Origin of the sequence: Janthinobacterium sp. AD80, assembly GCF_002878455.1 — a bacterium.
Classification (GTDB): Bacteria; Pseudomonadota; Gammaproteobacteria; order Burkholderiales; family Burkholderiaceae_D; genus Janthinobacterium.
In genome coordinates this window covers 21,676-27,761 of sequence record NZ_NRDQ01000096.1, presented here as the reverse complement: position 1 = coordinate 27,761, position 6,086 = coordinate 21,676, and the positions used below count along the sequence as shown (strand labels likewise).

Here is a 6,086-nt window from a genome sequence, read left to right as displayed (position 1 = left end):
GCGCGGCCGCTGGTCTTCGCCCACCGCGGCGCCAGCGCCCTGCGCCCCGAGCATACGCTGGCCTCGTACGCCAAGGCCATCGTCGATGGCGCCGACTACGTGGAGCCGGACCTGGTCGCCACGCGCGACGGCATCCTGGTGGCGCGCCATGAAAGCAACCTGATCGACACCACCGACGTGGCGCGCCGGCCCGAGTTTGCCAGCCGGCGCGGCAAGAAGATGGTCGATGGCGAATGGCACGAAGGCTGGTTCGTCGATGACTTCACCCTGGCCGAACTGAAGACCCTGCGCGCCATCGAACGGCTGCCGAAAGTACGCACTGGCAACACCTTGTACGATGGACAATTCCAGATCCCCACCTGGGAAGAAATCATCGATTTTGTTGCAGCGCAATCTGCCGCCAGCGGACGCATCATCGGCCTGGTGCCGGAGCTGAAAAGCTCGACGTATTTCCGCGACGCGGGCCTGGCGCTGGAAGACCGCTTCCTCTCGACCATGCTGGCGCACGAATACACGCGCCGCGCACCGGTCGAAATCCAGTCCTTCGAAGTGGCGAATCTGAAGTATCTGCGCGAGAAGCTGGGACGGCGCGCCAATGTGCGTCTGATGCAGCTGGTGGTGGGTGGCGACGTGCGTCCCATGGACGTGGTCAAGGCTGGCGGCAAGCTGACATTCGGGCAGATGACGACGCCGGCCGGCCTGCGCGACATTGCCGCCTATGCGGACGTGGTGGCGCCGCCCACGCGAGCAATCATCCCGCTGGGCGCCGACCAGCGCCTGGCGCCGCCGTCCTCCATCGTCGACGATGCGCACCAGGCAGGCTTGCGGCTGCACACGTGGACCTTCCGCCCGGAAAACCGTTTCCTGGCGGCCGATTTCCGTGACGGCAATGGTGAAAACGCGCGCAACGAAGCCGGTTCCGTGGCTGAAATGCGCCGTTACATCGAGACGGGACTCGACGGTTTTTTCAGCGACGATCCGGGTTTGGGACGCATCGCCGTAGGATAAACCGCAGGATGAACATTTCGTAACAAATTCATTTTCAGGGCGTGACCTATGGCTACGCCCCTATTATTCGTTTCTTGAATTTCTGAAATTGGAATTTGAAATTAGACATATATCGCCAACTCCATTATTGTGCAATGCAACAACAGACCATTCATGGAGGGCATATGTCCACTTTTACCAACACTTACAGTAACGACAACGACAACTATTTCAGCAACCTGGGCCGCGCCACGCGCGCCTTCCTGGGCGCCCTGCTCGCTTCCAAGCCGTACAGCGAACTGGCACAGAAGGAAGTCATCACCACCGGCACCAGCAGCAGCACTGAAGAGCAGCGCCATGTGCGCCCAAGCAAGCGCGATATCGCCCTGCTGAACTCGGAAGCAGCCCGTTATGAGCACCTGATGCCGAACCTGGCCTCCGAGCTGCGCTTCCTGGCCTCGCGCGGTTAAAAAAACGCCCAGGGCGGCGTTGCCTGCGCCTTGCCGTACTTGCGTACTGTCTTCGGCTTGGCGCCTGGCCCTGGACGTTTTTTTACGCTAACAGCGTACCAGGCTCAAGGCGGCGTTGCCTGCGCCTTGCCGTACTTGCGTACTGCCTTCGGCTTGGCGCCTGGCCCTGGATGTTTTTTTACGCTAACTGCGTGCCAGGCTCAAGGTGGCGTTGCCTGCGCCTTGCCCTGGACGTTTTTTACGCTAACTAATTTATTCACAAGGAATTTATATGATGTTCATCGAAACCGCACTGATCGCCGTAGCCGTCGTCGTTACCGGCATCCATTTTTACCTGATTTCGACCGGCAAAGCCCGTTTCTGATCAGCAAGCAGCAAAGCAGCAGCATCACGCCGAGCCAAGCGGCCAGTCGTGTGTAGCAGTACCATGCAGTGAACAAAGTTTGACAGCCCAGCCTGGCAATCGGTCCAGGCTGGCAAGTGGGAAGTGGTATTTCCTAGTGTGGCGCAGCCGCGTCCACCGGCGTTTCCAGCAGTGGCGGGGTCTGGCCCTTGCGCACGATCTGCACGAAAATCTCATTCTGCTTGACCATGCCCAGCTCATAGCGGGCACGCTCCTCGACGGCGCCAGTACCATCTTTCAGGTCGCGCACTTCGGATTCGAGCTTGGCGTTGCGCGCCTTCAATTCCATATTCTTCTTGTTGGCCACCGCGACTTGGGCTTGCATGTCGGCAACGCGCAGCCAGCCCCCTTTACCCAGCCAGAGGGGAAATTGGATCAACAGCAGCAAGGCTGCCAGGGCGAGCGTAATCAGGCGCATGGGGCATTCAGTTAAAAAACCGGCCGGAACATCTCCGGCCGGCCAGTGGGTTTTACAGCAGCTTACTTCAGATTATAGAACGCATCGCGTCCTGGATAGCTGGCGATGTCGCCCAGGTCTTCTTCGATACGCAGCAGCTGATTGTACTTGGCCATGCGGTCCGAACGCGACATCGAGCCGGTCTTGATCTGCAGGGCGTTGGTAGCGACGGCGATATCGGCGATGGTCGAGTCTTCCGTTTCGCCCGAGCGGTGCGAAATGACGGCCGTGTAGCCGGCGCGCTTGGCCATTTCGATGGCGGCGAAAGTTTCCGTCAGGGTGCCGATCTGGTTGATCTTGATCAGGATCGAGTTGGCGATGCCTTTCGAGATGCCTTCTTTCAGGATCTTGGTGTTGGTGACATACAGGTCGTCGCCGACCAGTTGCACTTTCTTGCCCAGTTCCGCCGTCAGGATCGCCCAGCCATCCCAGTCGCCTTCGTGCATCGCGTCTTCGATCGAGATGATCGGGTACTTGTCGCACCAGGTCGCCAGCAGGTTGGTGAACTCGGTGGCGGTCAGGCTCAGGCCTTCGCCTTCCATTTCGTACTTGCCGTTCTTGTAGAACTCGGACGCGGCGCAGTCGAGGCCGATGGCGATCTGCGTGCCTGGCTCGTAGCCGGCTTCTTCGATGGCCTGGATGATCAGCTTGATGGCTTCTTCATGGTTGGCCAAGGATGGCGCGAAACCGCCTTCGTCGCCCACGTTGGTGTTCAGGCCCTTCTTGTGCAGGATCTTTTTCAGCGTGTGGAACACTTCCGCGCCGTAGCGGACGGCTTCCTTGAACGACGGGGCGCCCACGGGAATGATCATGAATTCCTGGATGTCCAGGTTGTTGTCGGCGTGCGCGCCGCCGTTGATGACGTTCATCATCGGCACTGGCATCTGCATGGCGCCCGAACCGCCGAAATAGCGGTACAGCGGCAAGCCGGCTTCTTCGGCGGCAGCCTTGGCGACAGCCATGGAGACGGCCAGGATGGCGTTGGCGCCCAGGCGCGATTTGTTTTCCGTGCCGTCCAGGTCGATCAGGGTACGGTCCAGGAAAGCCTGTTCATTGGCGTCCAGGCCCATGATGGCTTCAGAGATTTCGGTATTGATGTTCTCGCATGCTTGCAGCACGCCCTTGCCGAAGTAGCGCTTGGCGTCGCCATCGCGCAATTCCACGGCTTCGCGCGAACCGGTCGAGGCACCCGACGGTACGGCCGCACGGCCCATCACGCCCGATTCCAGCAACACGTCGCATTCGACGGTCGGGTTGCCGCGCGAGTCCAGGATCTCGCGACCGATAATATCAACAATAGCACTCATGTCATTCTCCAAAGTTAAGCGTAACAGGGGCTGCACACTGCGTTCTGATGCGCAATTGCACAAAGGGGGCAAAGAAACTCCCGGCGGAGACGATCAGGCCGGGAGCTGTCTTACGGGTAATACTGTGCTATCGACCGGCGTTACTCAGCGACGGCGTTGGCTTCCTTGTGCGCCAGCGCTGCCTTGATGAACGAGGTAAACAACGGGTGGCCGGTGCGTGGCGTCGACTTGAACTCAGGATGGTATTGCACGCCCATATACCATGGGTGGGCGTTTTCACCCGTGCGTGGCAATTCCATGATTTCGCACAAATCTTCGCTAGGCGTACGTGCCGAGACGATCAGGCCAGCCGCTTCGACACGGGCCAGGTAGTGATTATTGGCTTCATAGCGATGGCGGTGGCGCTCGGTCACCACGCTGCCGTAGATCTCGGCGGCGAGGGTGCCCGGATTGACGGCGCAGGTCTGCGCGCCCAGGCGCATGGTACCGCCCAGGTCCGAGTTTTCATCGCGCAACTCGACTTTACCATCGTGGTTTTGCCACTCATTGATCAGTGCAACGACAGGTTGATCCGTATCAAGGTCGAACTCGGTCGAATTCGCGTTCGGCATGCCAGCCTTGTTGCGCGCGTATTCGATCAGGGCCACTTGCATGCCCAGGCAGATGCCCAGGTAAGGGATCTTGTTTTCACGGGCGAACTGGGCCGCCTTGATCTTGCCTTCCACGCCGCGCTTGCCGAAGCCGCCCGGTACCAGGATGGCATCGTACTTGGCCAGGCCGTCGCAGCCCGTCGTTTCGATTTCTTCCGAATCGATGTACTCGATGTTGACGCGGCTTTCCGTGTGGATGCCGGCGTGGCGCAGCGCTTCGATCAGCGACTTGTACGACTCGGTCAGTTCCACATACTTGCCGACCATGCCGACGGTCACTTCCGCCTTCGGATGTTCCATCGTGTAGATCAGCTTGCTCCAGATCGACAGGTCGGCCGGTGCGGGGTTCAGGTCCAGCGCTTCGCAGATGATGGCGTCGAGGCCCTGGTCGTGCAGCATTTGCGGCACTTTGTAGATGGTGTCGACGTCCCACACGGAAATGACGGCCTGCTCTTCGATGTTCGAGAACAGCGAGATTTTCGCGCGCTCGTCTTCCGGAATGGCACGGTCGGCACGGCACAGCAGCGCGTTCGGGAAAATACCGATTTCGCGCAGCTTTTGCACCGAATGCTGGGTAGGCTTGGTTTTCAGTTCACCGGCCGAGGCGATGTAAGGCACCAGGGTCAGATGGACGAAAGCCGTGTTCTTGCGGCCGGCGCGCAGGCTCAGCTGACGTGCCGCTTCCAGGAATGGCAGCGATTCGATATCGCCGACAGTACCGCCGATTTCGCACAGGGCCACATCGTAGCCTTCGGCGCCACGGCGGACGTAATCCTGGATTTCATTGGTGATATGCGGAATCACCTGCACGGTCTTGCCCAGATATTCGCCCCGGCGTTCCTTGCGGATCACCGATTCATAGATCTGGCCAGTGGTGAAGTTATTCACCTTTTTCATGCGGGTGGAGATGAAGCGCTCGTAGTGACCGAGGTCGAGGTCGGTTTCGGCCCCGTCGTCGGTGACGAACACTTCACCGTGCTGCATAGGGCTCATCGTGCCAGGATCGACGTTGATATACGGGTCGAGCTTGAGCATGGTGACTTTAAGGCCGCGCGATTCGAGGATCGCGGCGAGGGAGGCGGCGGCAATCCCTTTTCCAAGGGAAGACACAACGCCACCAGTGACGAAGACAAATTTGGTCATTGCAGATGGTGCCGAACGGCACGTGCGGGAAATTGAAATTATACACTAAAGCCCGTCTGCGTCGCCCCCCGCGCGTGGAAATTTGCGCCAAATGACGACTATCCCTCCCCCTCCTGCTGTCTACGCACAACAAAATTGCAAGCTGGCAATAATTGAAATATTTCCATTTCCATACTTTGTGTGGGCGAGCGAACAGACCCTGCCGCACGCTGGCTGCAGACTGGGATTTTTCAACAGGAGGTCCATCATGAGCTACGAAGAACGCGACGCCTACGGCATGTATGTCAACCGCGGCCACAAAGGTCCCGGCCCTGAACTGATGGGTGCCGACACCCTGATCGGCGACCATGTACACAACGCCAAGGATGAGCATCTGGGTGAAATCAAGGAAATCATGATCGACATGCGCAGCGGCAAAATCGCCTATGCCGTCATGTCGCACGGCGGTGTCTTCACCATCGGTGAAAAGCTGTTCGCCGTGCCGTGGGAAGCGCTGCTGCTCGACACCGTCAACAAGCGCTTCACCCTCAACGTCGACAAGGAACGCATCGAAAACGCGCCCGGCTTCGACACGGATAACTGGCCGAACATGGCGGACAGCACGTGGGCGACGTCGATCCACAGCTATTATGGAACGACGCCACGCGAGTACTAATTAAGCCATAGCGC

Annotated in this window: 6 protein-coding genes; 3 read left to right on the top strand and 3 right to left on the bottom strand. The window is 59.1% G+C overall.

Going from position 1 to position 6,086, the window contains the following annotated elements:
* A partial coding sequence (locus JaAD80_RS18625) for a glycerophosphodiester phosphodiesterase (RefSeq protein WP_102296213.1) occupies positions 1–1,008 on the top strand: 1,008 nt, incomplete at its 5' end.
* Between the two features lie 164 nt (positions 1,009–1,172).
* Positions 1,173–1,457 (top strand): hypothetical protein, encoded by a 285-nt coding sequence (locus JaAD80_RS18620; protein WP_102296212.1) that lies wholly within the window; start codon positions 1,173–1,175, stop codon positions 1,455–1,457.
* 497 nt (positions 1,458–1,954) lie between these two features.
* On the opposite strand, the gene ftsB is transcribed toward JaAD80_RS18620, so the two are convergent.
* The 3 genes from ftsB to JaAD80_RS18605 all read right to left on the bottom strand — a co-directional run bounded on the left by ftsB (position 1,955) and on the right by JaAD80_RS18605 (position 5,417).
* A complete protein-coding gene (gene ftsB / locus JaAD80_RS18615) occupies positions 1,955–2,278 on the bottom strand; it encodes a cell division protein FtsB (RefSeq protein WP_102296210.1) in 324 nt (107 codons plus the stop codon).
* A gap of 62 nt (positions 2,279–2,340) precedes the next feature.
* On the bottom strand, positions 2,341–3,624 hold the full coding sequence (gene eno, locus JaAD80_RS18610; RefSeq protein WP_034750709.1) for a phosphopyruvate hydratase: 1,284 nt from the start codon (positions 3,622–3,624) through the stop codon (positions 2,341–2,343).
* A 140-nt stretch (positions 3,625–3,764) separates the two neighbouring features.
* Complete coding sequence (locus tag JaAD80_RS18605; protein WP_102296209.1) at positions 3,765–5,417, bottom strand: CTP synthase; 1,653 nt, start codon at positions 5,415–5,417, stop codon at positions 3,765–3,767.
* A 247-nt stretch (positions 5,418–5,664) separates the two neighbouring features.
* Here JaAD80_RS18605 and JaAD80_RS18600 point away from each other — a divergent pair, with 247 nt between their 5' ends.
* Positions 5,665–6,072, top strand: a complete 408-nt coding sequence (locus JaAD80_RS18600; protein WP_102296207.1) for a PRC-barrel domain-containing protein — start codon at positions 5,665–5,667, stop codon at positions 6,070–6,072.
* Positions 6,073–6,086 lie beyond the last annotated feature (14 nt).